General features: G+C 68.4%; 27 protein-coding genes and 2 pseudogenes. 18 read left to right on the top strand and 11 right to left on the bottom strand.

The features are described 5' to 3' along the window. Positions 1-81 precede the first annotated feature (81 nt). The 3 genes from ACH438_RS10260 to ACH438_RS10250 form a co-directional block, all read right to left on the bottom strand. Positions 82-1800, bottom strand: a complete 1719-nt coding sequence (locus ACH438_RS10260) for an MFS transporter (RefSeq protein WP_397003389.1) — start codon at positions 1798-1800, stop codon at positions 82-84. A gap of 81 nt (positions 1801-1881) precedes the next feature. After that, on the bottom strand, positions 1882-2529 hold the full coding sequence (locus ACH438_RS10255; RefSeq protein ID WP_397003387.1) for a PadR family transcriptional regulator: 648 nt from the start codon (positions 2527-2529) through the stop codon (positions 1882-1884). Between the two features lie 37 nt (positions 2530-2566). Continuing rightward, on the bottom strand, positions 2567-3352 hold the full coding sequence (locus ACH438_RS10250; protein ID WP_397003385.1) for an IclR family transcriptional regulator: 786 nt from the start codon (positions 3350-3352) through the stop codon (positions 2567-2569). 278 nt (positions 3353-3630) lie between these two features. Between ACH438_RS10250 and ACH438_RS10245 the strand changes: the two genes are divergently transcribed. The 7 genes and pseudogenes from ACH438_RS10245 (at position 3631) to ACH438_RS10215 (ending at position 10044) form a co-directional block, all read left to right on the top strand. Continuing rightward, the gene (locus ACH438_RS10245; RefSeq protein WP_397003383.1) at positions 3631-4134 is read left to right on the top strand and encodes a flavin reductase family protein; all 504 of its coding nucleotides are present in this window, start codon (positions 3631-3633) and stop codon (positions 4132-4134) included. An 85-nt stretch (positions 4135-4219) separates the two neighbouring features. Further along, positions 4220-5392: a Rieske 2Fe-2S domain-containing protein gene (locus ACH438_RS10240; RefSeq protein WP_397003381.1), complete on the top strand. Its 1173-nt coding sequence runs from the start codon at positions 4220-4222 to the stop codon at positions 5390-5392. An 11-nt stretch (positions 5393-5403) separates the two neighbouring features. After that, entirely contained in the window at positions 5404-5649 is a 246-nt protein-coding gene (locus ACH438_RS10235; protein WP_397003379.1) for a hypothetical protein, read from the top strand. 43 nt (positions 5650-5692) lie between these two features. Further along, positions 5693-6793, top strand: a complete 1101-nt coding sequence (locus tag ACH438_RS10230; protein WP_397003377.1) for a 2Fe-2S iron-sulfur cluster-binding protein — start codon at positions 5693-5695, stop codon at positions 6791-6793. Positions 6794-6821: 28 nt separating this feature from the next. After that, positions 6822-7716: pseudogene (locus ACH438_RS10225) on the top strand (VOC family protein); the annotation flags it as partial. Positions 7717-7799: 83 nt separating this feature from the next. Further along, entirely contained in the window at positions 7800-9011 is a 1212-nt protein-coding gene (locus tag ACH438_RS10220) for an LLM class flavin-dependent oxidoreductase (protein ID WP_397003375.1), read from the top strand. A 1-nt stretch (position 9012) separates the two neighbouring features. Continuing rightward, on the top strand, positions 9013-10044 hold the full coding sequence (locus ACH438_RS10215) for a zinc-binding dehydrogenase (protein ID WP_397003373.1): 1032 nt from the start codon (positions 9013-9015) through the stop codon (positions 10042-10044). A gap of 48 nt (positions 10045-10092) precedes the next feature. On the opposite strand, the gene ACH438_RS10210 is transcribed toward ACH438_RS10215, so the two are convergent. Beyond that, positions 10093-10530 carry a nitroreductase family deazaflavin-dependent oxidoreductase gene (locus ACH438_RS10210; protein WP_397003739.1) on the bottom strand — a complete coding sequence of 146 codons (438 nt, stop codon included), beginning with the start codon at positions 10528-10530 and terminating at the stop codon, positions 10093-10095. 315 nt (positions 10531-10845) lie between these two features. Next, positions 10846-11814, bottom strand: a pseudogene (locus ACH438_RS10205) (NADH:flavin oxidoreductase/NADH oxidase family protein); the annotation flags it as partial. Between the two features lie 112 nt (positions 11815-11926). On the opposite strand from ACH438_RS10205, the gene ACH438_RS10200 reads away from it, so the two are divergent. Next, on the top strand, positions 11927-12511 hold the full coding sequence (locus ACH438_RS10200) for a TetR/AcrR family transcriptional regulator (RefSeq protein WP_397003371.1): 585 nt from the start codon (positions 11927-11929) through the stop codon (positions 12509-12511). Positions 12512-12527: 16 nt separating this feature from the next. On the opposite strand, the gene ACH438_RS10195 is transcribed toward ACH438_RS10200, so the two are convergent. Continuing rightward, positions 12528-13391 (bottom strand): ribokinase, encoded by an 864-nt coding sequence (locus tag ACH438_RS10195; RefSeq protein WP_397003369.1) that lies wholly within the window; start codon positions 13389-13391, stop codon positions 12528-12530. Between the two features lie 76 nt (positions 13392-13467). On the opposite strand from ACH438_RS10195, the gene ACH438_RS10190 reads away from it, so the two are divergent. Further along, positions 13468-14010 (top strand): helix-turn-helix transcriptional regulator, encoded by a 543-nt coding sequence (locus ACH438_RS10190; RefSeq protein WP_397003367.1) that lies wholly within the window; start codon positions 13468-13470, stop codon positions 14008-14010. Here the strand turns inward: ACH438_RS10190 and ACH438_RS10185 are convergent. Continuing rightward, a complete protein-coding gene (locus tag ACH438_RS10185; RefSeq protein ID WP_397003365.1) occupies positions 14000-15199 on the bottom strand; it encodes an MFS transporter in 1200 nt (399 codons plus the stop codon). The genes ACH438_RS10190 and ACH438_RS10185 overlap by 11 nt on opposite strands. A gap of 122 nt (positions 15200-15321) precedes the next feature. Between ACH438_RS10185 and ACH438_RS10180 the strand changes: the two genes are divergently transcribed. Continuing rightward, positions 15322-16044, top strand: coding sequence for an AraC family transcriptional regulator (locus tag ACH438_RS10180; protein WP_397003738.1), 723 nt, complete (start codon positions 15322-15324; stop codon positions 16042-16044). A 7-nt stretch (positions 16045-16051) separates the two neighbouring features. Here the strand turns inward: ACH438_RS10180 and ACH438_RS10175 are convergent, their stop codons facing one another. Both ACH438_RS10175 and ACH438_RS10170 read right to left on the bottom strand, forming a co-directional pair. Continuing rightward, a complete protein-coding gene (locus ACH438_RS10175; protein WP_397003363.1) occupies positions 16052-16411 on the bottom strand; it encodes a GNAT family N-acetyltransferase in 360 nt (119 codons plus the stop codon). Further along, the gene (locus ACH438_RS10170) at positions 16411-17925 is read right to left on the bottom strand and encodes an MFS transporter (RefSeq protein ID WP_397003361.1); all 1515 of its coding nucleotides are present in this window, start codon (positions 17923-17925) and stop codon (positions 16411-16413) included. The genes ACH438_RS10175 and ACH438_RS10170 overlap by 1 nt, the downstream gene beginning before the upstream one ends. Positions 17926-18008: 83 nt before the next feature. Between ACH438_RS10170 and ACH438_RS10165 the strand changes: the two genes are divergently transcribed. Genes ACH438_RS10165 through ACH438_RS10155 form a run of 3 tightly spaced genes read left to right on the top strand, consistent with a single transcriptional unit; the run spans position 18009 to position 21685 of the window. Beyond that, positions 18009-19277, top strand: a complete 1269-nt coding sequence (locus tag ACH438_RS10165; RefSeq protein ID WP_397003359.1) for a glutamate-5-semialdehyde dehydrogenase — start codon at positions 18009-18011, stop codon at positions 19275-19277. A gap of 28 nt (positions 19278-19305) precedes the next feature. Further along, complete coding sequence (locus ACH438_RS10160) at positions 19306-20190, top strand: AAA family ATPase (protein WP_397003357.1); 885 nt, start codon at positions 19306-19308, stop codon at positions 20188-20190. Between the two features lies 1 nt (position 20191). Next, a complete protein-coding gene (locus ACH438_RS10155) occupies positions 20192-21685 on the top strand; it encodes a VWA domain-containing protein (protein ID WP_397003355.1) in 1494 nt (497 codons plus the stop codon). Here the strand turns inward: ACH438_RS10155 and ACH438_RS10150 are convergent. Next, positions 21651-22277, bottom strand: a complete 627-nt coding sequence (locus ACH438_RS10150; RefSeq protein ID WP_397003353.1) for a MauE/DoxX family redox-associated membrane protein — start codon at positions 22275-22277, stop codon at positions 21651-21653. The genes ACH438_RS10155 and ACH438_RS10150 overlap by 35 nt on opposite strands. A 161-nt stretch (positions 22278-22438) precedes the next feature. On the opposite strand from ACH438_RS10150, the gene ACH438_RS10145 reads away from it, so the two are divergent. Both ACH438_RS10145 and ACH438_RS10140 read left to right on the top strand, forming a co-directional pair. Continuing rightward, entirely contained in the window at positions 22439-22945 is a 507-nt protein-coding gene (locus ACH438_RS10145; RefSeq protein WP_397003351.1) for an RNA polymerase sigma factor, read from the top strand. After that, positions 22942-23448 (top strand): hypothetical protein, encoded by a 507-nt coding sequence (locus ACH438_RS10140; protein ID WP_397003349.1) that lies wholly within the window; start codon positions 22942-22944, stop codon positions 23446-23448. The genes ACH438_RS10145 and ACH438_RS10140 overlap by 4 nt, the downstream gene beginning before the upstream one ends. 18 nt (positions 23449-23466) lie before the next feature. Here the strand turns inward: ACH438_RS10140 and ACH438_RS10135 are convergent, their stop codons facing one another. Continuing rightward, a complete protein-coding gene (locus ACH438_RS10135) occupies positions 23467-23928 on the bottom strand; it encodes a MarR family winged helix-turn-helix transcriptional regulator (RefSeq protein ID WP_397003347.1) in 462 nt (153 codons plus the stop codon). A gap of 101 nt (positions 23929-24029) precedes the next feature. On the opposite strand from ACH438_RS10135, the gene ACH438_RS10130 reads away from it, so the two are divergent. From ACH438_RS10130 to ACH438_RS10120, 3 genes are all read left to right on the top strand, one after another. Further along, positions 24030-24659, top strand: a complete 630-nt coding sequence (locus ACH438_RS10130) for a class I SAM-dependent methyltransferase (RefSeq protein ID WP_397003345.1) — start codon at positions 24030-24032, stop codon at positions 24657-24659. A gap of 44 nt (positions 24660-24703) precedes the next feature. Next, positions 24704-25189, top strand: coding sequence for a hypothetical protein (locus ACH438_RS10125; RefSeq protein ID WP_397003343.1), 486 nt, complete (start codon positions 24704-24706; stop codon positions 25187-25189). A gap of 72 nt (positions 25190-25261) precedes the next feature. Beyond that, entirely contained in the window at positions 25262-25597 is a 336-nt protein-coding gene (locus tag ACH438_RS10120) for an MmcQ/YjbR family DNA-binding protein (RefSeq protein WP_397003341.1), read from the top strand. Positions 25598-25600: the final 3 nt, after the last annotated feature.

Raw genomic sequence — 25600 nt, 5'->3', positions numbered from 1 at the left:
CGAGGTGGCGTCCCGCTCACCGGAAGGCGAACGATATGGAAAAGGCCCGGAGGCGGCAAGCCTCCGGGCCTTTTCCGGCCGTCAGTGCGCGGCGCCGCCGGTCGCGGCGGTCCGGCCGTGCTTCATGATCAGCGCGCCGATCAGGGCGATGGCCGCCGAGATCGCCACGAAGTAGAAGCTGATCTCATATCCCTTGTCCGCGTACAGGAGTGGGATGTCCTTGGTGACCGAGGGCGCGCCCGCCACCGACACCACGGCCTTCACCGGATTGGCCGTCAGGAAGGCGGTGGCCACCGCGAGGCCGATGGCCGCGCCCATGGCCTGCATGACGCCCAGCATGCCCGCGCTGATGCCTTGCTGCTGCGCCGGAACCCCTTCCACTATGAGGTTCGGCGTCGAGGCGTAGTACAGCGCGAACGCGATGCCGTACACCGCGCTGATCAAGGCCTGCGTCTGCCAGCCGTGTGACAGTGCCGCGTAGGCCAATCCGCTGCCGACGAAGATCACCAGCGCGGTCACCAATGGCCAGCGCGCACCCGAGCGCCGGATCCAGAGTCCGCCGATGAATCCGAAGACCATGGCTATCAGCGATTGTGCGAGGGTCACGTGCGTGGCGAACTTCAGCAAGGTGAAGTTGTTGCCGTAGCTGTAGCCCGGATCCAGCTTGACGTTCACCATGTTCGGCGGCAGCTGCGAGTACACGGCTTCCGGCGGCACCTTCACCGCACCCGGCGGCAATTGCACGCCCGGCGGCAGTTGAGACTTGGCCTGTGCTTCGGCCTGGGCCTGCGCCTGGGCCAGCGCACCGGCCTTCACCTGGGTCCAGGTGGCGTCCTTGACCTGCGAGACCACCTCGGAGGCGGGTGGCGACTGCGTCATGTAGCCGGTGGCGTAGGACTGGTATCCGATCATGAACGAGGCCAGCAGACCGATGAAAAGCAGCACGGCCACGCGCGGCGTGAACAGCAGCTTCATATCCATGATCGGGTTCTTGGCCCGCATTTCCACCAGCGGGAACAGGGCCAGCAACACCAGGCCGGCGATCAGCCAGATGAGCGTGGAGAACTTGCCCCAGCCCCAATCCTGGCCCTTGTCCAGGTAGATGAGCGTGAGCGTCGCGCCCGCACCGAGCAGCACCACGCCGATGAGGTCCAGCCGCTGCGGCGTGCGCAGCTTGGATTCCGGCACCACGATGATGAGCAGCGGAATCATGATCAGCGTGAAGACGAACAGGAACCAGAACAGCGCACGCCAGCTGTAGTGATCGGTGATGTAGCCGCCGATGAGCGGCCCGGCCAGCGCGGAGACGCCGAGCCCGGTGGAGGCGATGCCCAGTCCGATGGGAACCAGCCTGCGCGGCATGAGATCCCGGATGAGCCCGTAGGAGACGACGGTCGTCGCGATGGCGGTCGCTTCGAACGCGCGCCCGATCAGGAAGACGGCCCAGTTACTGGTGATCGCGCACATGGCGGTGCCGATCAGGAACAGCACACCGCACAGCAAGAACATCTTCTTCTTGCCCCAGATGTCACTGAGCTTGCCGATCAACGGTGAGACGGCGGCGCCGACGATGCCGAAAACAATGATGGCCCAGTTGATGTTCGCGCCTTCGCTGGGGAAGGTGGGCGCGATCTGCCGCAGGGCCGAGGCGACCATGACGTACTGCATCGGGGAGACCTCGGTGAACAGCACGATAATGGCGAGAACCGACCATATCCTCAGGTTCGAGGCGCCGTCGAGACGGCCGGATTCATCGGACGCGGGGCCGGGCGGCACCGCGGTGTCGACGGAGGTGGACATGGGGCGTCCTCCAGTAGAGATGGGTAACACGATTTGTGAACCGTGTCACCGCCGGAGGTTGCCGCCTATGGCGAAGTCCGTTCAGTGGGAATCTTCGGAATTCTGCTTTGCCGCAGGCTTGCGGCGGCTACGCTTCCGCGCCAGTTTGTCGAGGTCGTCCAGTAGATCCTGGGCGAATTCCCGCTCCGCTTCGTAATGCCTTACACACCAGCGCAATACGGCGCTGGGATAGGCCCAGTCCGGATTGGCGTCGGAGCCCTCGGCGTCGGCGGCGGCGCGGCGGCGCATCTGCTCGGCGTAATCGATGTGCTGGGTGAGGATTTCCCGCATGCGGTCGGGTTCGGCGAGATGCCCGAGCCAGGCCCGCAACATGACGCTGTGCTTGAGCACCGGCACTTCGACGGGGGAGTGGTTCACCCAGTGGGACGCGGCCTCCCGGCCGCTGTCGGTAATGGCGTACATACGTTTACCACGCATACCGTCTTCCGACACCACGGTGCGCGAGGTCGCATAACCGTGTTTCTCCAGTCGTTTCAGTTCCGCGTAGATCTGACTGAACGACGGACTCCAATAGAAGAACTGCAGACTCCAGTCCGCCCATTTCTTCAGGTCGTATCCGGAGAGCTCCTCGGCGTGCGAGAGCATGCCGAGCACGGCCCACGCCGTGGTGGGCAACTCCGGAACTCCTTGCCGCTCATCGGAACGAGCGGGCTCGGCGCCCTCGGTCACGGTCGAACTGTTTCGCCCCCGCATAGGGATTCTCCGCTCAGCGCCAGTGTGCACGACGTGGGAACAGGGTACGGCCGGCCTCGTGGGCGACCTCGAGCACGACCCGGGCCAGCCGGTCGTAGCTCATGCCGTCGGCGCGCCCGGAGAGCGACAGCGCGGCGGGTGCGGTGCCGCGGCCGCGCAACGGGGCTGCGACGCAGGCGATTCCGGCCACCGCTTCCTCGCGGTCGATGGCCACGCCCTGGCGCAGGCGGATCTGCTGCAGTTCGCGGGTGAGCGCCTCGGGCTCGCACAGGGTGCGCGGGGTCAGGCGCGGCAGCCGGGTGCGCAGCGCGGCCTCGGCGATATTGGGTTCCAGACAGGCGAGCATGGCCTTGCCGAGAGCCGTTGCGTGCGCGGGCATCCGGCCGCCGAGGCGGGTGGGCAGGCTGGCGGCGAAACGCCCGCCGGCCTTGTCCAGGTAGACCACGTCGCGGCCGTCCAGGACGGCGAGGTGGCCGACCATGCCGGTGCGCTGGCTCAGCTCGTGCAGCAGCGGGGAGACGGCATCGCGGATCTCGTTGTGGTCCGCGGTGAGTCCGCCCAGCTCCAGTGCGCGCATGCCGAGGCGGTAGCCGCCGGAGGTGTGCGCGAGCCAGCGCAGTTTGATCATCTGGTCGAGGATCCGGTGCACGGTGGACCGCGGCAACCCGGTGCGTTCGACCAGGCCGAGCAGGGTGAGCGTGGGGGTGGAGGCGTCGAAAGCGTCCAGGATCAAGGTCATCCGCTCGATCATCGAGACGGGGACTTCGGCGGTGTTGGCGCGGGCATCCTTGGAACGCATGGGGCTGTGGGTGTTTCGAGTCTCCGCCGGGGGGAGCAGGGCGACGGACATAAAGACCTCCGTTGGTTCATATCCAGTCTAGGAGTATGCCGATTAGGCATGTGCCAGATTCGGTGTCACAGCTCACTGTGCCCCGGCCCACAGGCGGCGGAATCGGGAGAACTACGTAAAAGCCGGCCTACGTATCCCGATCAGCGAACCACGATGTTGACGCCTCCCGGTCGCCACCTGCTGTCATGACTGACAGCTATATTTCGAACCGAAATAAAGGAGGCGCCGTGGACCCGGTGCTGGATCAGGTTCCGGCCATCGACGCGACGGCTTTCAAGACTGTGCTCGGGCGGTTCTGCTCGGGCGTCACCGTGATCACCGCCCTGGACGACGGCGCGCCCGTGGGCTTCGCCTGCCAGTCCTTCGCGTCGCTGTCGCTGGATCCGCCGCTGGTGAGCTTTTTCCCGGCGCGCACCTCGAGCACCTGGCCGCGCATTCGCGCCGCGGGCCGGTTCTGCGTCAATATCCTCGCCGACGATCAGACCGAGGTGTGCCGGCAACTGGGCCGGCCCGGCCCGGACAAGTTCAGCGGCATCGAGTGGATCCCCTCCGAGAACGGCTCGCCGCTGTTGTCGGGTGCGCTGGCATCCATCGACTGCGCACTGCACGACGAGGTCGACGGCGGCGACCACACCATTGTCATCGGCCGCGTGACCAGCCTGAACGAGCATTCCGAGGCCACGCCGCTGCTCTTCTACCGCGCGGCTTTCGGGCGTCTCGCCCATCAGTAGCTACCTCCCGGCCAGTGAGACTGCGGTGTCACCGCCGTCACATCGGCCGCAACCATCGAAGCAAGGCATAGGGAGAGGAATTCACATGACCACCACGGAAAGTGCTGAGACATCAACCGATGTGCGAGTTATCGACGCGGGCGCTCCGCCCACTCGATTCGCCCGCGGCTGGCACTGCCTGGGCCTGGCCGACTCCTTCCGCGACGGAAAACCGCACACCGTCAAGGCTTTCGGCACCGAGATCGTGGTGTTCGCGGCCGAGGACGGCAGCCTCAACGTGCTCAACGCCTACTGCCCCCACATGGGCGGCAACCTGGCCGACGGCACCGTCAAGGGTGATTCCATCGCCTGCCCGTTCCACGACTGGCGCTGGAACGGCAAGGGCAAGTGCACCGGCATCCCCTACGCGCGCCGCGTCCCGCCGCTGGCCCGCACCAAGGCGTGGCCGACCCTCGAACAGAACAAGCAGCTCTTCGTGTGGAACGACCCGGAGGGCAAACAGCCCCCGGCCGAACTCGACATCCCGCGCGTCGACGCCGCCTTCGACGACGAGTGGACCGACTGGACCTGGAACTCCATGATCGTCGACGCCAACTGCCGCGAGGTCGTCGACAATGTGGTGGACATGGCGCACTTCTTCTACGTGCACTACGGCTTCCCGACCTTCTTCAAGAACGTCTTCGAGGGCCACACCGCCAGCCAGTACATGACCTCCATCTCCCGCGAGGACATGATGGGCGCCACCGCGAAAGCGCTGGGCGGCAAGAACGTTCTCCAGTCGGTGGCCTCCTACTACGGGCCCTCCTACATGATCGACTACCTGAAGAGCGAGAGCCCCGGGCTCACCGTCGAGGGCTACCTGATCAACTGCCACTACCCGATCAGCGAGAACCAATTCGTCCTCATGTACGGCGCCATCGCCAGGAAGCCCGCCGGCTTGCCGCCGGAACAGGCGCAGGAGATCGCCGAGAAGTTCGTGGGCGGCCTGGGCCGCGGCTTCGAACAGGACGCGGCCATCTGGAAGCGCAAGTCGCGCATCAACAATCCGCTGCTGTGCGAGGAGGACGGCCCGGTCTACCAGCTGCGCCGCTGGTACGAGCAGTTCTACACCGACGTGGCGGACATCAAGGACGAGATGACCGACCGCTTCGAGTACGAGGTCGACACCACCCGCGCCGTGACCGCCTGGGAGGCCGAGGTCGCCGACAACCTCGCCAAGCGCGCCGCGAGCGAAGCCGACGCAGCAGCACACGCCTGAAAGGCAGAGGGATGGACAAGGTTTCGTGCCGGTCCTGCGGGACCTGCGTGCTGGTCGAGAAGTACAGCGACCAGCACACCAGCGTGCAATGGAACAAGGCGGCCGAGGCGGCCTGCACCGAGCTCGCGGCGGGCGGGCTGCGCACGCACACCTGCCCGGCCCTGCGGGCGAGCATCGACGCGGCCGTCGCCGCGGGCGATCTGACCGTCAGCACGCGCGATATCGACGTCCGTACCCGCGGCCGCACCCTGGCCTGAGCACGGCGGAACAGACAGCACTGGAATGGAATTGGTGGGACGGATGACGGTGACGGAGATCGAACCGGATTCGGCGGAGCTCGAGGCCTCGGCCGCAGTGGAGACCGCGCAGGCGGCGGGTGGTATTGCCGCCGTGCGGGTTTCCCGGGTGGTGCGGGAGACCGCGGATGCCGTGTCCTTGGAGCTGACTCCGGATCCGGCGCATGCGGCGCGGTTCTCCTATCGGCCCGGCCAGTTCCTCACGCTGCGCATTCCGAGCGACCTGACCGGCTCGGTCAGCCGCTGCTACTCGCTGTCCAGCGCACCGCACGAGGACGGCCCGCTCAAGGTCACCGTCAAGCGCACCGCGGACGGGTACGGCTCGAACTGGCTGTGCGACAACGCGGCCGAGGGCCTCGCCCTCGACGTGCTGCCGCCCGCCGGGCTGTTCACCCCGGCCTCGCTGGACACCGATCTGCTGCTGTTCGCCGGCGGCAGCGGGATCACCCCCGTACTGTCCATCCTGAAATCGGTGCTGGCGCAAGGCTCCGGGCAGGTCGCCCTGATCTACGCCAACCAGCACGAGCAAGCCGTCATCTTCGCCACCGAACTCGCGGAACTGGCTGCCGCGTATCCCGACCGGCTGGTCGTCCTGCACTGGCTCCAGTCGGTGCAGGGCCTGCCGGCCGTGGATCAGCTGGCCGCGTTGGCCCGTCCGTGGGCGGGCCGGGAGACGTTCGTCTGTGGTCCCGGCCTGTTCATGGACGCGGTCGCGGCGGCGATGACCGCGCTCGGCGCGGACCGCAAGCGCGTGCACATCGAGAAGTTCGTCTCGCTGTCGGGCAATCCGTTCGAGATCGACACCGCCGCCGAGGTCGACGAGGACGGCGACACCGCCACCGTGCGGGTCGAACTCGACGGTGAGAACCACGAATTCGCCTGGCCCCGCGCGCAGGTCCTGCTGGACGTGCTGCTCGCCAAGGGCGTCGACGCGCCCTACTCCTGCCGCGAGGGCGCCTGCAGCGCCTGCGTGTGCCGGGTGGTGTCCGGCGAAGTGACCATGCGCCGCAATGAAATCCTGGAGGACGCCGACATCGCCGACGGCTATGTGCTGGCCTGCCAGGCCGTTCCGGTGACCGACGACGTCTCCGTCACCTATTCCTGATCACCCCGATCACGCGAGGAGTTTCACCATGGCTGCGTTCGCCTCTCTCGGCTACGTACGGGCCCATATCGCGGATGTCGCCGCCTGGCGCGAATTCGCCTTCGACACCATCGGATTCGCGGAGGGCAGCGGGCCCAATCCGGACTCGGTCTACCTGCGGGTGGACGAGCACACCTACCGCCTGGAACTGGTCCCCGGGGAGCGCGACGCGGTCATCGCGGTGGGCTGGCAGGTGGCCGACAGCCGCTCGCTCGGGCTGGTGCGCGAGATCCTGGAGAAGGCCGGAATCGCCGTCACCGCACTGACACTCGCCGAGGCCGCGGGCCGGCATGTCGAGGAGGCCATCAGCTTCGTCGATCCGGCCGGATTCACCATCGAGGTCTTCCACGGACCACTGCTCGACCACAGCCCGGTGATCGGCAAGCACGGCGCCACCTTCGTGACCGGTGACCTGGGCCTGGGCCATGTGGTGCTGCCGGTGCCGGATATCGAGGCGGCGCGCAAGTTCTACACCGAGGTGCTGGACTTCAAGTCGCGCGGCTCCTTCCGCGTCGGCCCGCCCGAGCACCCGATCTGGATCCGCTTCATGGGCGTCAACCCGCGCCACCACAGCCTGGCGCTGATCCCGGGCTCGCGGCCGGACGGGCCGGGCATCGTGCACGTCATGGTCGAGGTCGACAAGCTCGACGATGTGGGCCGCGCGCTGGACCGCGTCACCAAGGCCGGCTACCACCTGTCCTCCACGCTGGGCCGGCACACCAACGACAAGATGATCTCCTTCTACGTCCGCACCCCCGGCGGCTGGGATCTCGAATTCGGTTGCGAGGGAAAGCTGGTCGGCGACGACTACGTCGCCGAGGAGATGACCGCCGACAGCTACTGGGGCCACGAGTGGGCCCGCGGCTGAGCCACCGGCAGCACTGACCTGTCGCGCACCCGGTAGAGCCCCGCCGGGTGCGCGACTTTTCGGAGCACAACTGAATATCCCGCGAAGGAGCGACGAAAAGTGACCCAGCCCAATGCGTCCGGACCCACCCGGTTCGGATTCTTCATCGCGCCATATCACCCGCTCACCGGCAACCCGACCCTGCAGATCCAGCGCGATCTGCGGCTCGTCGAGCTGGCCGACGAACTCGGCTACGCCGAAGCCTGGGTGGGTGAACACCATTCGGCCGGCATGGAGATCATCTCCGCGCCCGAGGTCTTCCTGGCCGCCGCCGCCCAGCGCACCCGGCAGATCCGGCTGGGCACCGGCGTGAACTCGCTGCCCTACCACCAGCCCATGATGCTGGCCGACCGGCTCTGCCTGCTCGACCACCTCACCAAGGGCCGCGTCATGATGGGCATCGGGCCCGGCCAGCTCGCCTCCGACGCCTCCATGATGGGCGTACCGCAGCCGCGGCAGCGCGACATGATGCACGAGTCCATGGACGCCATCACCCAGCTGCTGCGCGGCGACGTGGTCACCGCCAAAACGGACTGGTTCGAGCTCAACGAGGCACGGCTGCACCTGCTGCCCTATCAGCAGGACGGGCTGGAAATGGCGGTCGCCTCGACCATTTCACCTTCCGGCGCGGTGCTGGCCGGACGCCACGGCGCGGGACTGCTCTCGCTCGCCGCCTCCGACCCCAGCGGGTACGAGGCGCTGCTGCCCAACTGGAAGATCTACGAACAGACCATGGCCGCCAACGGCCACACCGTGAATCGCGCCAAGTGGCGGCTCGTCGCGCCCATGCACATTGCCGAGACGCGGGAACAGGCGCGGCGCGAAGCCGAATGGGGCATCGGGCATCTCGTGCACTACATCAAGAAGCTCAGCGGCATGGAACTGCCGTGGGGGGACACCGCCGCCGAGGCGGTCGAACAATGGACCGGGCCCGGATTTCCGGCCTTCGGGCGGGCGACCATCGGCACGCCCGACGACGCGATCGCCGCCATCGAGGCGCTCGCCGAGCAGTCCGGTGGGTTCGGCACCTTCCTGGTGCTGGCGTTGAACGTCGCCGACTGGGATGCCACGCAACGGTCCGTGCGACTGTTCGCGGAACATGTCATCCCGCATTTCACCGGCGCCAACCGGCCGCGGATCGAATCCCTGGACTGGGCCAATGCCAATAGTGAGCGGCTCATGTCCGGTATGCGCGCCGGTGTCGAGGCCGCCTTCGAACGTCATGCCCAGGCCTTGCAGGCCGCCCTCACGCCCGCTCAGGAAGGTCGGTGACATGCGCGCGGTAGTCATGCGTAACCGGAAACTCGTCGTCGACGAAGTGCCGGAGCCGGTGCCGGGGCCAGGCCAGGTACTGGTGGAAACCATTGCCTGCGGCATCTGCGGCAGTGATAAACAGGCCCTGGACTACACCGACGAATTCCTCCAGGCCAGCCGCGACAGCGGAGTACCGACCTTCCTGTTCGACCCGCACCGGGATCTCGTCATGGGCCACGAACTCGCCGCGCGGGTCGTGGGCGCGGGGCCGGATACGCCATTCGTCGAGGGCCAGAACGTCGTTGCCCTGCCGTGGGCGCTGGATGCCGCCGGCGGCATCCACGGCGTCGGCTACTCCAACGAGTTCCCCGGCGGGTACGGCGAGCGAATGGTGTTGCAGGCCATGGCGCTCGAACCCATCCCGGAACACGTGCCCCCGCACGTCGCCGCCATGACCGAACCCCTCGCCGTGGGTTTCGGCAATGTGGCCCGCACCGGTATCGGGCCCGAGGGCACGGGCATCGTGATCGGTTGTGGTCCGGTCGGTCTGGGCGCGGTCGCGGCCCTGGCCGAACGCGGCGTCGCGCCGATCGTGGCGTCGGATCCGTCCAAGCTCCGTCGGGAAGCGGCGTTGCGGCTCGGGGCGCACCGCGTCGTCGACCCGAATACCGAAGACCCCGTGGAGGTCTGGCAGGAACTCGCCACGCCCGGCCAGAAGCTCCACGTCTGGGTCTGCGCCGCGGTCCCGGGCCTGCTCAACGACCTCATGTACAAGGTCCCCCGCGAGACCGCGATCCTGCAGATCGGCGCCGTCATGACCGACGACGTCATCCGGCCGATCGTCGGCATCTACAAGGACATCTCGTTGCAGATGTGCATGGTCTACCCCCACGAGGAATACGCGAAAACCCTGCACCGCATAGCCGACGGCACCATCGACGCCGCCTCCCTCGTCACCGATCAGGTGGGCCTGGACGGCGTCGCGGGTGCGATCGAGGCGCTCCGCAATCCGGATGATCACATCCAGATCCTGGTGCGCCCCAACCTGTGACGGCACGAACCGGACAGCCCGCGCGACTGTCGCGGGCCGTCCGGATTCTCACTTGTCGGTGAACGTGATCCGCACGGTCACCGGCGTGGTCTCCAGGGCCGCGAACATACTGCGCGCGGCGCCGGCCAGCAGCGGATGCGGGGCGAAGGTGCGGGAGCGGGCCACCACATCGTCGTCCGGGAGCAGGACGGCGGTTGCGGTGCGCCAGGTATTGCCCTGGCGGACACGCACATTCGGGTCGGCGGTGATGTTGAGGCCCCAGCCCGAGCGGGTGCCGTGCTGGCAGATGGCCCAGGCGCCTTCGTCGTCGAAGAGCATGGAGATGGGAACGCGCCGCGGCTGGCCGGACTTGCGGCCGACGGTCTCGATCTCGCTGGCCAGGGCGGTGCGGATGCCGACCTTGTCGAGCGCGCGGACGGTGGGGTTCATGACGTAGCGGCCGATGGCGCGTTCGCGGCGGAACTTGCGGGCTGTCCTGTCCTGCATGGGGTTTCCGTCCTTTCGGGTGTCGCCCTGCGCGGCGGCGCGCTTACTGCGGAAGGCGTCGAAGCCATTGCGGCGCAGCATGGTTCCGGCCGTCAGCAAGGGGGAGCGGTTCAGGTCGGGGTCCTTACCCGCGCCCAGGCGGTGCAATTGGTCGGTGTGCCACTGCAGGTCGAGGGCGCCGTCGGCGGACTTCAGGCTGCGGGCCGCGGCCAGGCGCGGCGGGAGGCCTAGGGAGATGTGCGGGGCGCGCAGGACCGCTACCCGCTCGGTGAGGAGATCGGCTGCGGCGGTGGGGAACACGGCCGCCGGGCGGCCGATGCCGACCAGGTCGCACACACCGTCGGCGACCGCCTCGGCCATGGCGGTGCGGGAGCGGAAGCCGCCGGTCACGGCGATCGGGACGGCGCCCGCGGCCTTGCGGGCGGACTCGGCGTAGTCGAGGAAGTAGGCCTCACGGGCCCGCGTGCCGGCGGAGGCGGTCTGCGGGCGGCCCATCATGGCGGGGGATTCGTAACTGCCGCCGCTGATCTCGAACATGTCGATCTGCTCGGCGGACAGTTCCTCGATGACCGCGCGCGACTCCTCCTCGGTGAACCCGCCACGCTGGAAGTCGGCCGAATTCAGTTTGATGCCGAGACCGAAGCCGGGGCTGACCGAGGCGCGAATGCTGCGCGCCACCTCCACGACGAACTGGCGCCGGCGTTCCGCGTCGCCGCCCCACGCGTCGGTGCGCTGATTCGACAGCGGGGAGAGGAACTGGGAGACCAGGTAGCCGTGCGCGCCGTGGATCTGCACGCCGTCGAAGCCGGCGGCCTCGGCGATGCGGGCGGCCGCGCCGAAACGCTGGATGATGTCGAGGATCTCGGCCTCGGTGAGTTCGCGCGGCGCGGGGACGCCGGGAATGCCCATGGCCAGGGCGGAGGGGGCGACCGCGCGGGTGCGGGTGACGATCGGGTTGGCCTGGCGGCCGGGATGATTGAGCTGCACCCAGACCTTGCTGCCGCCGTCCTTGGCGATCTCGGCCCAGCGGGTCAGGGTGGCCAGGTCGCGTTCGTCCTCCATGGCGACATTGCCGGGTTCGCCGCAGTGGCGGCGGTCGACCATCACATTGCCGGTCACGATCAGTCCGAACCCGCCCTGACTCCAGCGCGCGTAGAGTCGTTCCAGTCGCCCGTCGGGCGCATTGCCGGCGCCGGCCAGGCCCTCGCTGAGGGCGGACTTCACGAGCCGGTTGGGGAGGACCTGGCCACTGGCCAGCGGCAGGGGGTCGTGCAGCGTCGTCATGGTGGCCCCGATCGATCGTCGAAGGAAGTGCGGCGGTCTACACTCGGGTAGACCAATCGGTATAAAAGAACCGTAGTACACCGATCGGTATACAGGCAAGGAAGGATCTCCAATGGGAGCGCGCGACCGCCTCATCGACAGCGCCATCGCCCTCATGCGCTGCAATGGCATCGCCGGCACCGGCATCTCCCAGCTGCTGGAACACAGCGGGATCTCCCGGCGATCCATCTACCTCAACTTCCCCGGCGGCAAATCCGAACTCGTCGCCGAGGCCACCCGCACCGCCGGTCAGGCCTCCAGCGCGCTGATGCGCGCCCTCATCGGCAGCACCGACCTGGCCTCCATGATCGCGGCCTTCCCCGGCATGTGGCGCGAAGGACTGCTGACCAGCGACTTCCGGGCGGGCTGCCCGATCGTCGCCGCCGCCCTCGGCCGGTCCGAATCCCCGGAAGCGGCCGATGTCGCGGGCGAGACGTTCACCGAATGGGAGAACATCCTCGCCGACCGCCTCGAAGCCGAATCGGTCGAGCCGGATACCGCGAAATCGCTTGCCACCACCATCGTGGCCGCCGTCGAAGGCGCGGTGATCATGTCCGCGGCCACCCGTACGACCGCACCCTTGGAACGCGCCGCCAAACAACTGTCCGAACTGGTCGCCCTCCACACCGGCAAGCGGGCGGCGGAGACTCGCGTCTAGCGACCGGACAGGGCAGTCAGGACTGCTCGGCGAGCGCTTTCTCGATTTCCGCGCGCGACGGAATGGCGGCGCTCGCACCCAGTTTCGTGGTGGCCAGCGCGCCCGCGGTGCAGGCCCAGGCCAGCGCCGTCACGGGACCCTCGTGCCAGTGGGCGGCCAGTGCGCCGGTGAAGGTGTCGCCCGCACCGGTGGTGTCCACGACATCGACCCGCACCCCGGGATGACTCAGCGAGCTGCCGCCGGGGCCGCGGTAGGCGGCGCCCGCCGCACCGAGGGTGGTGATCACGTGCGGTACTCCGGCGAGCACCGAATCCAGCTGTGCCGCTTCTCCTTCGTTGACCACCGCGACATCGACCTGATCCCACAACTCCGGCGGCAGGTCGCGCACCGGGGAGGGATTGAGCATGACGACGGTCCCGTTCGCGCGCGCATGCCGGGCGGCCTCCAGCACGGTCGGCACCGGAATTTCCAACTGGCACATGAGCACATCGGCCGCCGCGAGCGCAGCCAGATCCGCCGGTTCCAGACCGGTCATCCGCGAATTGGCCCCGCCCACCACGATGACGGTGTTCTCCCCGCCGCCGTCCACCACGATGGCCGCGATCCCGCTCGGACCGTCCACCGTCCGCAGCCGCGAAACCCCCACGCCCGCATCCCGCAACACCCCGCGCAGGGCAGCCGCGAACACATCGTCACCGACCGCCCCCGCGAACTCCACCTCCGCCCCCGCCTTCCGTGCCGCGATCGCCTGATTCGACCCCTTCCCGCCCGGCACCAGCGCGAACCCCTCCCCATTGACAGTCTCACCCGGCTCCGGCCGTCGGCCGACGGTCGTCACCAAATCCATATTGATGCTGCCCACCACCACAATTCGTGCCATGTCCCGGACCCTAGACGACCCCCACCTCATTTCCCGCCCCCTCGAACGTGTCGCCCCTCCGCGTCACAATCGAAGAGTGAGCAGAACCCAGCGGCCCCCGGATATCGAATCCGATGCGGCGCTGGGTCCGCTCGAACTCGCCGCGACCGAAGCCACCGCGCTGCTGACGGCCCTACCGCACCTGGCCGGAACGCCTTTCGCGGCCGCTGCGCGCACCGCCGCCCGCAAGGTGCTGGGGCTGCTCACCGACGGCGATGACGGGCTGGCCGCCAGCCTGAGCGACCGCATCCGGCTGCCGTCCGGCGAGTCGTATTCCGTGCCACCGGAAGTGCTGGAGGCGCTGCTCCGTCGCCGGGTGCTGCGGCTGGAATACACCGACCGCCACGGAAATCCGACCGACCGGATCGTGGAGCCTCTTGCGCTGCTCATCGGCGACCACTGGCAGCTCTACGCCTGGTGCCGAATGCGCAACGACCTGAGGGGCTTCCGCCTGGACCGCATCCACGGGGCCGACGTCCTCCACGACACCATCCCGCCTCACGACGTCGACCTAGCACCCCTGCAAACCGGCACCGCCCGGCTCCTCGACGCGGCAGCACTCACCGCGCTCATTCGGTAATGACGGTCTCCTGGTTGTGCGGCAAGGGGCTCGGGAGGAAGAAGGCCAGAGCCAGGGCGAGGATCGGGAGGCAGCAAACGGCCGTGATGGCTGCTTGCGGGCCGTGGTCGTCGGCCAGTGCGCCGAAGATCGGGACGAACAGGCCGCCGGCGCTGACCGCCAGGCCGAGGGTGACGCCCGCGGCGGTGCCGGGGCGGGTGGGGAGGTAGTCCTGGCCGAGCTTCACCAGCACGGCGAAGGGGATATTGGCGGTGATGCCCGCCAAAACGGCCAGGGGGAGGCCCCAGAGCGGGGACGGTGCCAGGCGGACCGCGATCAGGGCGGGAATCAGTGCGGCACTGCCTATCTGGATGGTGCGCACCATGCCGAAGCGATCGGCGAGGCGGCCGCCGCTCAAAGTGCCCAGCACGCCACCGACCAGGAAGGCGGTCAAGGCCGCGCCGCCCATGGCCGGAGACGCACCGAGATGCTTGATCCAGAACAGGGCGATGAAGGTGTTCATGCCGAAGAAGATGGTCGACCGCGCCACCTCCACCGCGGTGAGCAGGGCGAACGGCGCCCAGCGATCATGGCCGCCGATCACCGTGGCGGCGGCGGTCTCCCGGATTCGCCGCCGCTGATACCGCCACAGCACGAAACCCATGAGCACCGCCGGCGGCAGGAACAGTGCCGTCGCACCGATGCCCAGCGTGTCCAGGGCCGGAGTGGCCAGCGCGGGGGCGAGGAAGAATCCGACGCTGCCGCCGGCCGCGAACAAGCTCATGGCCGCCGCGCTGTCACCCGCATCGCGGCGAGCATCACGTCCCGCCGCGGGATGGAATGCCGCGACGCCCAGACCGGACAGCAGCAACAGCATCCACACCAGCGCGTAGCTGGGCGCGAGCCCGGCCAACCCCGCGCCGATTCCCGCGAGGGCCAACCCGGCCGGTGCCATCCATGGCATCCGCCGCCGATCGGCCAGCATCCCCAGCAGTGGTTGCGGCAGTGCGCTACCCAGCGTGGCGGCCAGTGCGAGGCCCGAGGCCCCGACATAGCTGTAGTGCCGCTCCAGCACGAAGAACGGAATGCTCGCCGGCACCAAACCCTGATAGAAATCGTCGACCGCATGCGCAATCGCCCAGTGCCGCATCCGATTCCACGCCGATTCGACCCGCTCGACCGCCGCCGAATCCGCTCGCACATCCACCATGACCGGTCCTCCTCTCAACTCTCAGGGAAGAGCGTAGGAATCCAGCCATTGGCGTACTTCCGATAAAATGCCTATCTATGTCGGAATCCCGCCATGATTCTTCCGCCGCACTGCACGACGAGATGGCCACCTCGGCTCAGCTGTTGCCGGCGGGAGCGCACATCGACCGGCATCGGCATGTCGAGGACCAGGTCGTCTACACGAGTTCCGGTGCGGCAGAGGTGCATACCGATGCGGGGCACTGGATCGCGCCCGGCGACCGCGCCATCTGGATTCCGGCGGGCTGCTGGCACGAGCACGATTTCTACGGGCCCACCCGATTCCACACGGTGGTGTTCCCGTCGGATCGGCTCCCGCATCGCCGCACGCCCGCGGTGATCAGCGTCCAGCCGCTGCTGCGCGAGCTGATCATCGCCTGCTCCGATCCGCGCGATCTGCCCGCGAGCGAGGTCGAGCGGCTGCGGCAGGTACTGCTCGATCAGCTGGATCGCAGTCCCGAAGAGCCGCTGCGGCTTCCGGCCGCCCAGGACGATCGGCTACGCCGCGCCTGCGATCTGGTCGCGGAGGATCTCACCGTGAGCTGGACCCTGCCCGACCTGGGCCGGGCCGCCGGCGCGGGGGAGCGCACCCTGACCCGTCTGTTCCGCGGCGAATTCGCCATGACCTACCCGCAATGGCGGACCCAGCTCCGCCTGCATCGGGCGGTTCGGCTGCTGGCCGACGGCGCACCCGTCACCGCGGTGGCGCACCGCTGCGGATGGGCCACCGCGAGCGCGTTCATCGACGTCTATCGAAAAACCTTCGGCCACACCCCGGGCGACTATCGCCCGGACGCCGTGCGCTGAGAACGGTTCAGCCCAGCGCGCTTTCGACGGTGGCGCGGGCCTGCGGGGTGACCGGGTCGAGGATGTCGTCGAAGTCGTGGTGCTTCTGCACGTAGTCGGCGACGAACGGGCAGATGGGGACGATGCGGCGGCCGGCCTTGCGGGTGTCGGTGAGGGCGGCGCGGATGAGGCGGCTCGCGAGGCCGCGGCCGGCGAAGCGGGGGTCGATTTCCGTGTGGAAGAAGATGCGCTGGCGGGCATTGTCCACGTACTCCGTCAGGCCGGCGCGCTCGCCGGCGACGTCGATGCGGAAGTACTGCGGGGCGGTATCGGTGACCTGGGTGATGGTCGGTTCCGGTTGCTGCGCATCGGTCTTCGCGTCGGTCATCACTGCTCGCTTTCGGTCGGTGCGTTGTGCGCTGGTTCCAGCGGCGGGGCGGCCACGGGGCAATTGATGCGGCATTCGGGTTCGGCGGAGGGCGGGGCGGTGCGCAGCGCGTCATTGCGCACGGTCGTGAAGGCCAGTACCGCCGCGGCCACCATGAGGACGGCGCACACCAGCAGCGCCATGCGGAATCCGTGCTGGAAGTCGCCCGGATTGGTGTAGGCCGCGCCGGTGAGTCCGGCCAGCGGCGGAATCGCCGCCACCGCAAGCAGACCGGCGGCGCGCGCCACCGCATTGTTGACGCCGGAGGCTACTCCGGCATGTCGTTCGTCGGCGGTGGCCAGGACGGTGGCGGTGAGCGGCGCGACCGCCAGGGTGAGTCCGGCGCCGAAAACCAGTGCGGCGGGCAGCACCACGGTCACGTAGTCGGTGTGCGTGCTGATGCGGGTCATGAGCAGCATGCCGCCCGCCGCCAGCAGTACGCCGAGCGTGATGGGCAGGCGCGGGCCGATGCGTTGCGCCAGCGCCCCGGACCTGGCCGAGAACAGCAGCATGAGCACCGTCACCGGCAGCATGGCGGTGCCCGCCGCGATGGGTTTGAAGCCCGCCACCACCTGCAGGGTAAGCACGAGCAGGAAGAAGACCACGCTCATGGCGCCGTACATCACGAAGGTCACCACATTGATGGCCGTGAACTGCTTGGACGCGAACACATCCACCGGCAGCATGGCGGACGGATCGTGGCCGGGCCGGGACCGCCGCCGCTCGGTGAACACGAACCACGCGCCCGCGCCGACACCGGCTATCGCACTGCCCCACACCAGTGCGAGATTCGTGTCCTTCTCCGGAGCCATGGTGAGCGCGTAGGTGATTCCGGCCAGGCACAGCGCCGCGAGCGCCGCGCCGCGCACATCGAACTTGCCGTGCGTCTGGGAGTCATAGGTTTCCGGCACATGCCGCACGGTCACCGCGATGACCACCACGGCCAAGGGGATATTGAGCAGGAACACCCAGCGCCAGCCCGCCGCCTCCACCAGCCAGCCACCCAGGAACGGGCCGATCGCGCCCGCCACACCGCCCAGTCCGGACCAGGCGCCCACGGCGCGCGCCCGATCCTCCGGGCGGAACGAGGCTTGAATGATGGCGAGCGAACCCGGGGTCAGCAGCGCCCCGCCCACACCTTGTAGCGCTCGCGCGGCGATGAGCATCGAAACATCCTGCGCCGCACCGCACAAGGCCGAGGCGACGGCGAACCACACCACCCCGATCACGAAGATCTTGCGCCGCCCGAACCGGTCCCCGAGCGAGCCGCCCAAGAGGATCAGCCCTGCCAGCGTGAGCGTGTAGGCATTGACCGTCCACTGCAATCCGGCCATGGAGGCGCCGAATTCGTCACCGATGCGTGGCAGCGCCACATTCACGACGGTCGCGTCCAGCATGGCCATCCCCGAACCGAGGACGGTGGCCAGCAGAACCCAACGGCCGGAAGCGGATGACAACCGAATGCTCGCGGTCATGACCACACGGTAGCCGGGCAAGCCGACACCTACCGGGCGAACCGGGCTGCCGGGGCGAGCCGTACGGTCAGTAATCTGTACCCATGACAGCAGGAACAGCCACCGACCTGGACAGCGTCCGCGAGGTGGTGCACGATGCGGCGCGCCGGGCCCGGGTTGCTTCGCGCACCCTCGCGCAGCTCACCACCGCGCAGAAGGATGCGGCACTGCACGCCGCTGCCGACGCGCTGCTCGGCGCCAAGGACGCGATTCTCGGCGCCAATACCGAGGACATCGAGATCGCCCGCGCCGCGGGCACGGCGGAAGCGCAGCTGGACCGGCTGCGGCTGAGCGATTCCCGCATCGACGGCATCGCCTCCGGCCTGCGCCAGGTGGCCGGGCTGCCGGATCCGGTCGGTGTGGTGGTGCGCGGTTCCACGCTCCCCAACGGCCTGGAGATCCGCCAGGTGCGGGTCCCGCTGGGCGTGGTCGGCATGGTGTACGAGGCGCGGCCGAACGTCACCGTGGACGCCTTCGGGCTGGCCCTGAAGTCCGGTAACGCCGCCCTGCTGCGCGGCTCCTCCTCGGCCGCCCGCTCCAATGCGGCGCTGGTCGCGGTGCTGCGGGAAGCGCTTGCGGCGCAGGACATCCCGGCGGACGCGGTACAGCTGCTGCCCGCCGAGGACCGGTCCAGCGTCACGCACCTGATCCAGGCGCGCGGACTCGTCGACGTGGTCATTCCGCGCGGCGGCGCGGGCCTCATCAATGCCGTCGTGCGCGACGCCCTGGTGCCCACCATCGAAACCGGCACCGGCAACTGCCACATCTTCGTGCACCGCGACGCGGATCTGGATATGGCCGAGAACATTCTGGTCAATGCCAAGACCCGGCGTCCCAGCGTGTGCAATACCGCCGAGACCGTCCTCATCGACAAGGCCATCGCCGATATCGCCGTCCCGCGGTTGATCAAGGCGCTCGAGGACAAGGGCGTGACCATTCACGGCGATCTGCCCGGACTGGTCCCCGCCACCGATACCGACTGGGCCGACGAATACCTCTCGCTGGATATCGCGCTCAAGGTCGTCGACGATCTGGACGCCGCCGTCGAGCACATCACCGAATGGGGCACCGGCCACACCGAGGCCATTGTCACCGGCGACCTGAAGGCCGCCCGCGAATTCACCAGCCGCGTCGATGCCGCCGCGGTCATGGTCAATGCCTCCACCGCCTTCACCGACGGTGAACAGTTCGGCTTCGGCGCCGAAATCGGCATCTCCACCCAGAAACTGCACGCGCGCGGCCCCATGGGGCTGCCGGAACTCACCTCCACCAAGTGGATCGTGTGGGGCGACGGCCAGATCCGGCCCGTGTAACAAAGCTTTTCGAAGGAAGGAAGGGCGCGTGGCCGCTACCACCGCACCGAACCAGGAGCCGATCTTCTCATCCGTCGACGACGTGATCGAACGTCTCGCCGGGACCGGCTACCTGGCCGACAAGGCCACCGCCACTTCGGTTTTCCTCGCCGACCGGCTCGGGAAGCCCCTGCTCGTCGAGGGCCCGGCGGGCGTCGGCAAGACCGAACTCTCCAAGGCCGTCGCCGAGGTGGCGGGCGCCGAGCTGATCCGCCTGCAGTGCTACGAAGGCGTCGACGAGGCCCGCGCCCTCTACGAGTGGAACCACGCCAAGCAGATCCTGCGCATCCAGGCCGGCTCCGAAAACAATTGGGCGGACACCAAAGCCGACGTCTTCACCGAGGAATTCCTCCTCGAACGCCCGCTGCTGACCGCCATCCGCCGCAGCGATCCCACCGTGCTGCTCATCGACGAGACCGACAAGGCCGACGTCGAGATCGAGGGCCTGCTGCTCGAGGTGCTGTCCGACTTCTCGGTCACCGTGCCGGAACTCGGCACCATCACCGCCACCCGGAAACCGTTCGTGGTGCTGACCTCCAACGCCACCCGCGAACTGTCGGAGGCATTGAAGCGGCGCTGCCTCTACCTGCACATCGACTTCCCGGACGAGGAACTGGAACGCCGCATCCTGGCGTCCCGGGTGCCCGAGCTCAAGCCCGCGGTGGCCGCACAGCTGGTGCGGATCGTGCACGTGCTGCGCGGTATGCAGCTCAAGAAGCTGCCGTCGGTGGCCGAGTCCATCGACTGGGCGCGCACGCTGCTCGCGTTGAGCGCCAAGGATCTCGACGACAAGACGGTGCGCGCCACCCTCGGCGTGGTGCTCAAGCATCAGGCCGATCACGTGCGCGCGCTCCACGAGCTGAAGCTGGCCTGACATGGCCGGCGGTTCGAACAACCCGCGCGGCCTGGTCTCGGCGGCCGTACGGGCGGTGACCGGCACCCCGGCGGCGAAGGTTCCCGCCGTACCCGGGCCGACGGCCGAGCACGGGCTCTCCGGGCATCTGGTCGGCTTCGTGGAAGCCCTGCGCGGCAGGGGAATTCCGGTCGGACCGTCCGAAACAGTCGACGCCGGACAGGTTCTCACCGTCCTCGACCTGATGGACCGCGAAGCCCTGCGCGAGGGCCTGGCCTGCGCGCTGCTGCGCCGCACCACGCAGCGCGGCACCTTCGACGGCATGTTCGACCTCTGGTTCCCGGCCGCGCTCGGCGAGCGCATCGGGGCCGACGAGGTCGAACTCCCGCAGCGGCCGGACGGTTCCGTGGACATCATCCAGCTGCGCAAGCTGCTGGCCGAAATGCTCATGCAGGATCCGTCGCCGGAACAGGCACAGCAATTGCAGGCGCTCGCCGCGCAGATGGTCGAGCAGCTGGGGCAGTACAACGCGGCGGGCGGGCCGTCGTTCTCCGCGTATCAGACGCTCAAGGATCTGCAGCCGGAGATCCTGGTCAGCCGGATCATCGCCGGGCTCACCGCCGGCATGGACGCCACCGACTTCGATTCCGAGGTGGCCCGGCGGTCCGCCCGCGATCGCATCAAGTCCTTCCGCGGCACCGTCGAGGCCGAGACCCGCCGCCGCGTCGCCGAACGCGTCGGCCGTGAACGCGTCGCCACCTACGGGGTGGCGCGGCAGGCCGAGGACGCCGACTTCCTGCGCATCTCGCAGAACGAACTGGACGAACTGCGCCGCAGCAGTCAGCGGCTGGCCCGAGTCCTGGCCTCCCGCTTGGCCGCTCGGCGCCGCCGCTCCCGTCGCGGCGAGATCGACCTGCGCAAGACCATGCGCAAATCCATGTCCACCGGCGGCGTACCGGTCAACCTGGTGACCCGCAAACCGCGACCTGGCCGCCCGGATCTCGTGCTGGTGTGCGATATCTCGGGTTCGGTGGCCGGGTTCTCCAGCTTCACCATGCTGCTGGTGAACGCGCTGCGCGAACAGTTCTCGCGGGTGCGGATCTTCGCCTTCGTGGATCGCGTGGACGAGGTGACGCAGATCTTCGATTCGGTGACGCCGCTGGATCAGATCACCAAGCGGATCTTCACCGAGACCAAGGTCGTCGGGATCGAGGGGCACTCCGATTACGGTTCCGCGCTGGAGGGTTTCGCCGCGGACTTCCCCGACGCGGTCACCAGCCGCACCTCGCTGCTGATCCTCGGGGACGGGCGCACCAACTATCGTGACCCGGCGCTGGGCACGCTGAAGCGGCTGGTGGACACCGCCAAGCACGCGTACTGGCTCAATCCCGAGGCCGAGAAGATGTGGGGCACCGGCGATTCCGCCGCGCAGCGCTACGCGGACATCATCGAGATGCACGAATGCCGCAACGCCCGCCAGCTCACGACGGTAGTCGGACGGTTGTTGCCGGTCTAGGCCGCATCCACCGCCCGCGCAAGGTGTGCACGGTCGACCGCTCGGTCCGCGGTGCGTAATACGCTGCTGCCGACAATATGCCGGCTGCCTGAACGAACACCAAGTAGTGGAATGCGTCCGCAATCGGCAGGCTCAGCGTCATTGCCACCGCATAGGTGAGCAGTAGCAGCCCGCCGGCCCAACTCGCTTCCCGCACCCGGATCCGGGCGATCAGCGCGACACCCAGGGTGACCTCCGCCAGAGTCGCCGCCACGGCCAGCGCCGGCGCCCACCCGGGCGGCAAGAAACTCGTGACTTGCCGTGTGTAGGAAACGAAATGGGTGAAGTCGCCCCAGCTGACACCACCACCCTGTGGGCCGAGCAGGCCGGTCCGGTCGGCCACCAGCTCGAGAAACTCCAGCCCGACCAGCACCTGTACCGCCGCCACCACTCGCGGCCGAAAGCCCAGCGCCAACGCGGCGAAAGCGGTCAGCAGGAACAGCCCGAGTGGATCGACCCCCGGCTTCTGATGCAGCCAAACCGTATTCGTGACCGTCCACCCGGCCTGTGCGGCCAGAGCGGCCCACAGCAGGGCCGAAAGATATCGCTTCATATCCACAGGAGCGGCGTGACCGCCGGGGCGTTCCCCGTGGATCAGTGATCTATGTCACGGGAACCTTTGGCCTGCTGCCCGCCTCTTACATTGTCAGCGGCCCGATTTCGGGCGCACAACGTTCACATAGTTTCGAGCAGGCAGCGTTCAGGAAGGCAGCGATGGACGTCGACGACGGTGGCCGGGAGCTGGCCACGCTGGTCGAGGCGGCGCGGCGCGGCGACATGCTGGCCGTCGACGCGCTGCTGACCCGGATCACCCCGTATGTACGCAGCCTGTGCGGCCCGATCGCGCTGGACCAGGGCGCTGACGCGGTACAGGAGACTCTGGTCATCGTCTTCTCGCAGCTGGCAGCCTTACGCGAGCCGCGCGCTCTGTTCGGCTGGGTGCGCCGGATTGCGGTGCGCGAGGCGATCAAAGTCGCCCAGCGCCGCGAGACCCCGGCCGAACTGCCGGATCTGCCGGCTCTTTCGGATACGCAGCTGACGGTCGATGTCGCGGACGTGCTGAGCCGGCTGGCGCCGCAGCACCGCGCCGTACTCGTGCTGCGCGATGTGGACGGCCTGACCGAGGAGGAGGCCGCGCGCGTGCTGTCCGTGCCGACCGGAACCGTAAAGTCGCGACTCGCCCGAGCCCGCGCCATGTTTCGAAAGGAGTGGCAGGCATGAGCGGCCACGATGACCCGGCCGGTTCGGAATTCGGCTGGCCGGTAGCGGATTTCGACGCGGTGCGGCGACTCCGGGTACTCGCCGCGGTCGCACCCGCCGCGGTCTTGCACGAGACGGTGTTCGATACCGCGCCGGACCGGGTCTGGGCGGTGGCCGCCGACCTCGAGGGCGAGCTACCCCGCTGGCTGTTTCCCGATATCGCCGACGCCCGTTACCTGCCATCGGGACCCGATGCCACCCGGCGGCTGCTGGTACGCGGACATTCCGGTCTCCGGGCTCGTTTCGACGTCGTACTCGAACCCGGCTGGTGCTTGATGCAGAGCCGATTCCTGCTGGGTGGAATGGCAGCGGTCGCCGAGCCCGGCGGTGGAACCCGCTTCGCGCTGCTCGGCGGTTTCCGCGGAGCCCTGCGCCCCCTGGCGCCTGCCGCCCGGCATGCCTCCGAGCGTGCCAAGGTTCGCGCGTTGGACCGCCTCGGTGACCGCATCCGCGATCGGAGCTAGCTCCTCGGTGTAATCGAGTCAGCCCTGCTCGAGCTCCTGCTGCCACGCTCGCAATCCGGCGAGGAAGCCCGCGCGCTCCTGGCCGGTGAGGCGGCTCATGGCGCGCAGCAGTGAATCCGCGCGGCGGTCGATGAAGCCGCTCACCTCGTCGCGCCGGTCCGGTGGCAGGGAGAGCAGGACGCGGCGGTGGTCGGCGGGGTCCGGATCGCGTTGCAGCCAGCCCGCTCTGGTCAGATCGCCGGTGATCTGGCTGGCATTGGTGAGGCCGATGCCCAGTTGCTTGGCCAGTTCACTGACGCTGATCGACTCCGCCGACAGCACCGCCCCCAGCGCCGCACCGTGCCTGGGGCTCAGCCCGTGTGCCGCGAAAGCCTCGCGCAAGGCTGCGGGCATGTCGGATCGGGCGCGCTTGAAATGCGCGGAGATCATCGGCACGACGGCCTTCAGCTCGCGCTGCTCGGCGGCACTGACGGGTTCCACTCGACCTCCGGTTCCGGATGATTCGGCCATTGACACCCTCATCATACTAGTTCAATAATATGAACTGTTCACGAACCTGAACCTTTTCAGTGAGGTCTCCCATGACGGATCCACACCCTCCCGCCGAATTCTTCGAAACCGCCTACCGCAACCGCCGGCCCAACGACCGTGGCCTCGCCGGCTGGGACGTCGGACGACCGCAAACCGCCGTGATCGAACTGGAAGAAGCCGGGGAGATCGGCGGTGACGTGCTCGACATCGGTTGCGGCAGTGGCGAAAACGCGCTGTACCTGGTCGCTCGCGGGCACGTCGTCACCGGCATCGACGCGGCGCCGTCCGCGCTGGAACTGGCCCGGCGGAAGGCCGCCGAACGCGGGCTGCCACTGACCCTCGACACCGCCGACGCGCGCGAAATGAACGGATACGAGGGCAGATTCGACACCGTCCTCGACAGCGGACTGTTCCACGTCTTCGACGAGACCGATCGCAAACTGTACGTCGACGCGCTCCACCGCGTCACCAAACCTGGTGCGCGCGTGCACATTCTCGCGGTCTCCGACGGCGCGCCCGCCGGCCCCGGACCGCGCCGGATCACGCCGGACGAGCTGCTCGCCGCCTTCGAATCCGGCTGGACCGTCGACACCCTGCGGCATATCGCCATGCTCGGGCGCCTCCCGGGCTTCACCGACGGCGATATTCCCGGGCTGCTGCTGACCGCGTGCCGACAGTGACCCTCTTTACCGAAAACCGCAGAGCATCAAGGAGATAGAACGAGATGTCCCACCCGATAATCCTCGCCGTCCACATCACCATCGCGCTGGGTCTGACCATCCTCGTCGGCGTGCAGTGCGCCGAACTCGGCCGCATTCGCGAACCCGGCGCGGACACCCGCGCACTGCGCACCACGCTGCGCTGGATCCCGGGGCTGTCCCTGCTCACCTTCATCACCGGCGGGCTGGTGCTGGCCGACGGCGCCAAGGGCGGGCCATGGGTGGCCGCAGGCGTGATTTCGACGGCCCTCATCGCGGCCGCCTCCGGCTGGACCCTGCGCCGGCTGCGCAATCCCGCCGACACCCGGCCCGCCCTCATCGCGGCGGTCCGGTGGGGAGTACCGGCCGTGACCCTCGCGGCGGCGTTCCTCATGGCTCTGCGCCCCGGCAACCCGTTCGCCGCGGCCGGACCGGTGCTCGGTGCGGCGGCCATCATGATCGGCGCCTACGTCGCGGCGGCCCGGCGGGCGACGGCTGCCGCGACCGTCTAGCTCCTGCCACACCCCCGGTAAACTCGCCGTTCGTACCCGCTGAACAGCGAAACCGGGGGTGAGGAGGACGCGATGGACGTACTGGCCTACTGCCTCACCAAACCGGGTGCTTGGCAGGACGAACCGTGGGAGGGCGACATCGTCGCCAAGGTCGGGGACAAGGTGTTCGCCTTCATCGGCGACGGGGAGTCCGTCGGCCTGAAATGCGGCCGCAATCGCGAAGAAGCCGACGAACTGGTCCGCATCTACCCGGACGACGTCTCGTCATCCCACTACATCGGGCGCTTCGGCTGGAACCGCGTCTACCTCGGCGGCAAGGTCCCCGACGACGAGATTCGGGAACTCATCGACCTCTCGTACGAGGCCATCGTCGCCAAACTTCCCAAGGCCGAACGCCCTACGGCTTGAAGG

It is taken from the genome of Nocardia sp. NPDC020380 (assembly GCF_044386975.1).
Taxonomy (GTDB): Bacteria; Actinomycetota; Actinomycetes; order Mycobacteriales; family Mycobacteriaceae; genus Nocardia.
Note: the sequence above shows the minus strand (reverse complement) of the source record. Positions and strands in the feature narration are given on the sequence as shown.

Excerpts from the sequence above, each read along its gene's own strand:
- ACH438_RS10145 (WP_397003351.1), top strand. The coding sequence starts at position 22,439 with ATGGACGTCGACGACGGTGGCCGGGAGCTGGCCACGCTGGTCGAGGCG.
- ACH438_RS10125 (WP_397003343.1), top strand. The coding sequence starts at position 24,704 with ATGTCCCACCCGATAATCCTCGCCGTCCACATCACCATCGCGCTGGGT.
- ACH438_RS10130 (WP_397003345.1), top strand. The coding sequence starts at position 24,030 with ATGACGGATCCACACCCTCCCGCCGAATTCTTCGAAACCGCCTACCGC.
- ACH438_RS10235 (WP_397003379.1), top strand. The coding sequence starts at position 5,404 with ATGGACAAGGTTTCGTGCCGGTCCTGCGGGACCTGCGTGCTGGTCGAG.
- ACH438_RS10260 (WP_397003389.1), bottom strand. The coding sequence starts at position 1,800 with ATGTCCACCTCCGTCGACACCGCGGTGCCGCCCGGCCCCGCGTCCGAT.
- ACH438_RS10140 (WP_397003349.1), top strand. The coding sequence starts at position 22,942 with ATGAGCGGCCACGATGACCCGGCCGGTTCGGAATTCGGCTGGCCGGTA.
- ACH438_RS10165 (WP_397003359.1), top strand. The coding sequence starts at position 18,009 with ATGACAGCAGGAACAGCCACCGACCTGGACAGCGTCCGCGAGGTGGTG.
- ACH438_RS10180 (WP_397003738.1), top strand. The coding sequence starts at position 15,322 with ATGGCCACCTCGGCTCAGCTGTTGCCGGCGGGAGCGCACATCGACCGG.
- ACH438_RS10120 (WP_397003341.1), top strand. The coding sequence starts at position 25,262 with ATGGACGTACTGGCCTACTGCCTCACCAAACCGGGTGCTTGGCAGGAC.
- ACH438_RS10250 (WP_397003385.1), bottom strand. The coding sequence starts at position 3,352 with ATGCGTTCCAAGGATGCCCGCGCCAACACCGCCGAAGTCCCCGTCTCG.
- ACH438_RS10195 (WP_397003369.1), bottom strand. The coding sequence starts at position 13,391 with ATGGCACGAATTGTGGTGGTGGGCAGCATCAATATGGATTTGGTGACG.
- ACH438_RS10215 (WP_397003373.1), top strand. The coding sequence starts at position 9,013 with ATGCGCGCGGTAGTCATGCGTAACCGGAAACTCGTCGTCGACGAAGTG.
- ACH438_RS10240 (WP_397003381.1), top strand. The coding sequence starts at position 4,220 with ATGACCACCACGGAAAGTGCTGAGACATCAACCGATGTGCGAGTTATC.
- ACH438_RS10155 (WP_397003355.1), top strand. The coding sequence starts at position 20,192 with ATGGCCGGCGGTTCGAACAACCCGCGCGGCCTGGTCTCGGCGGCCGTA.
- ACH438_RS10230 (WP_397003377.1), top strand. The coding sequence starts at position 5,693 with ATGACGGTGACGGAGATCGAACCGGATTCGGCGGAGCTCGAGGCCTCG.
- ACH438_RS10200 (WP_397003371.1), top strand. The coding sequence starts at position 11,927 with ATGGGAGCGCGCGACCGCCTCATCGACAGCGCCATCGCCCTCATGCGC.
- ACH438_RS10170 (WP_397003361.1), bottom strand. The coding sequence starts at position 17,925 with ATGACCGCGAGCATTCGGTTGTCATCCGCTTCCGGCCGTTGGGTTCTG.
- ACH438_RS10185 (WP_397003365.1), bottom strand. The coding sequence starts at position 15,199 with ATGGTGGATGTGCGAGCGGATTCGGCGGCGGTCGAGCGGGTCGAATCG.
- ACH438_RS10210 (WP_397003739.1), bottom strand. The coding sequence starts at position 10,530 with ATGCAGGACAGGACAGCCCGCAAGTTCCGCCGCGAACGCGCCATCGGC.
- ACH438_RS10150 (WP_397003353.1), bottom strand. The coding sequence starts at position 22,277 with ATGAAGCGATATCTTTCGGCCCTGCTGTGGGCCGCTCTGGCCGCACAG.
- ACH438_RS10175 (WP_397003363.1), bottom strand. The coding sequence starts at position 16,411 with ATGACCGACGCGAAGACCGATGCGCAGCAACCGGAACCGACCATCACC.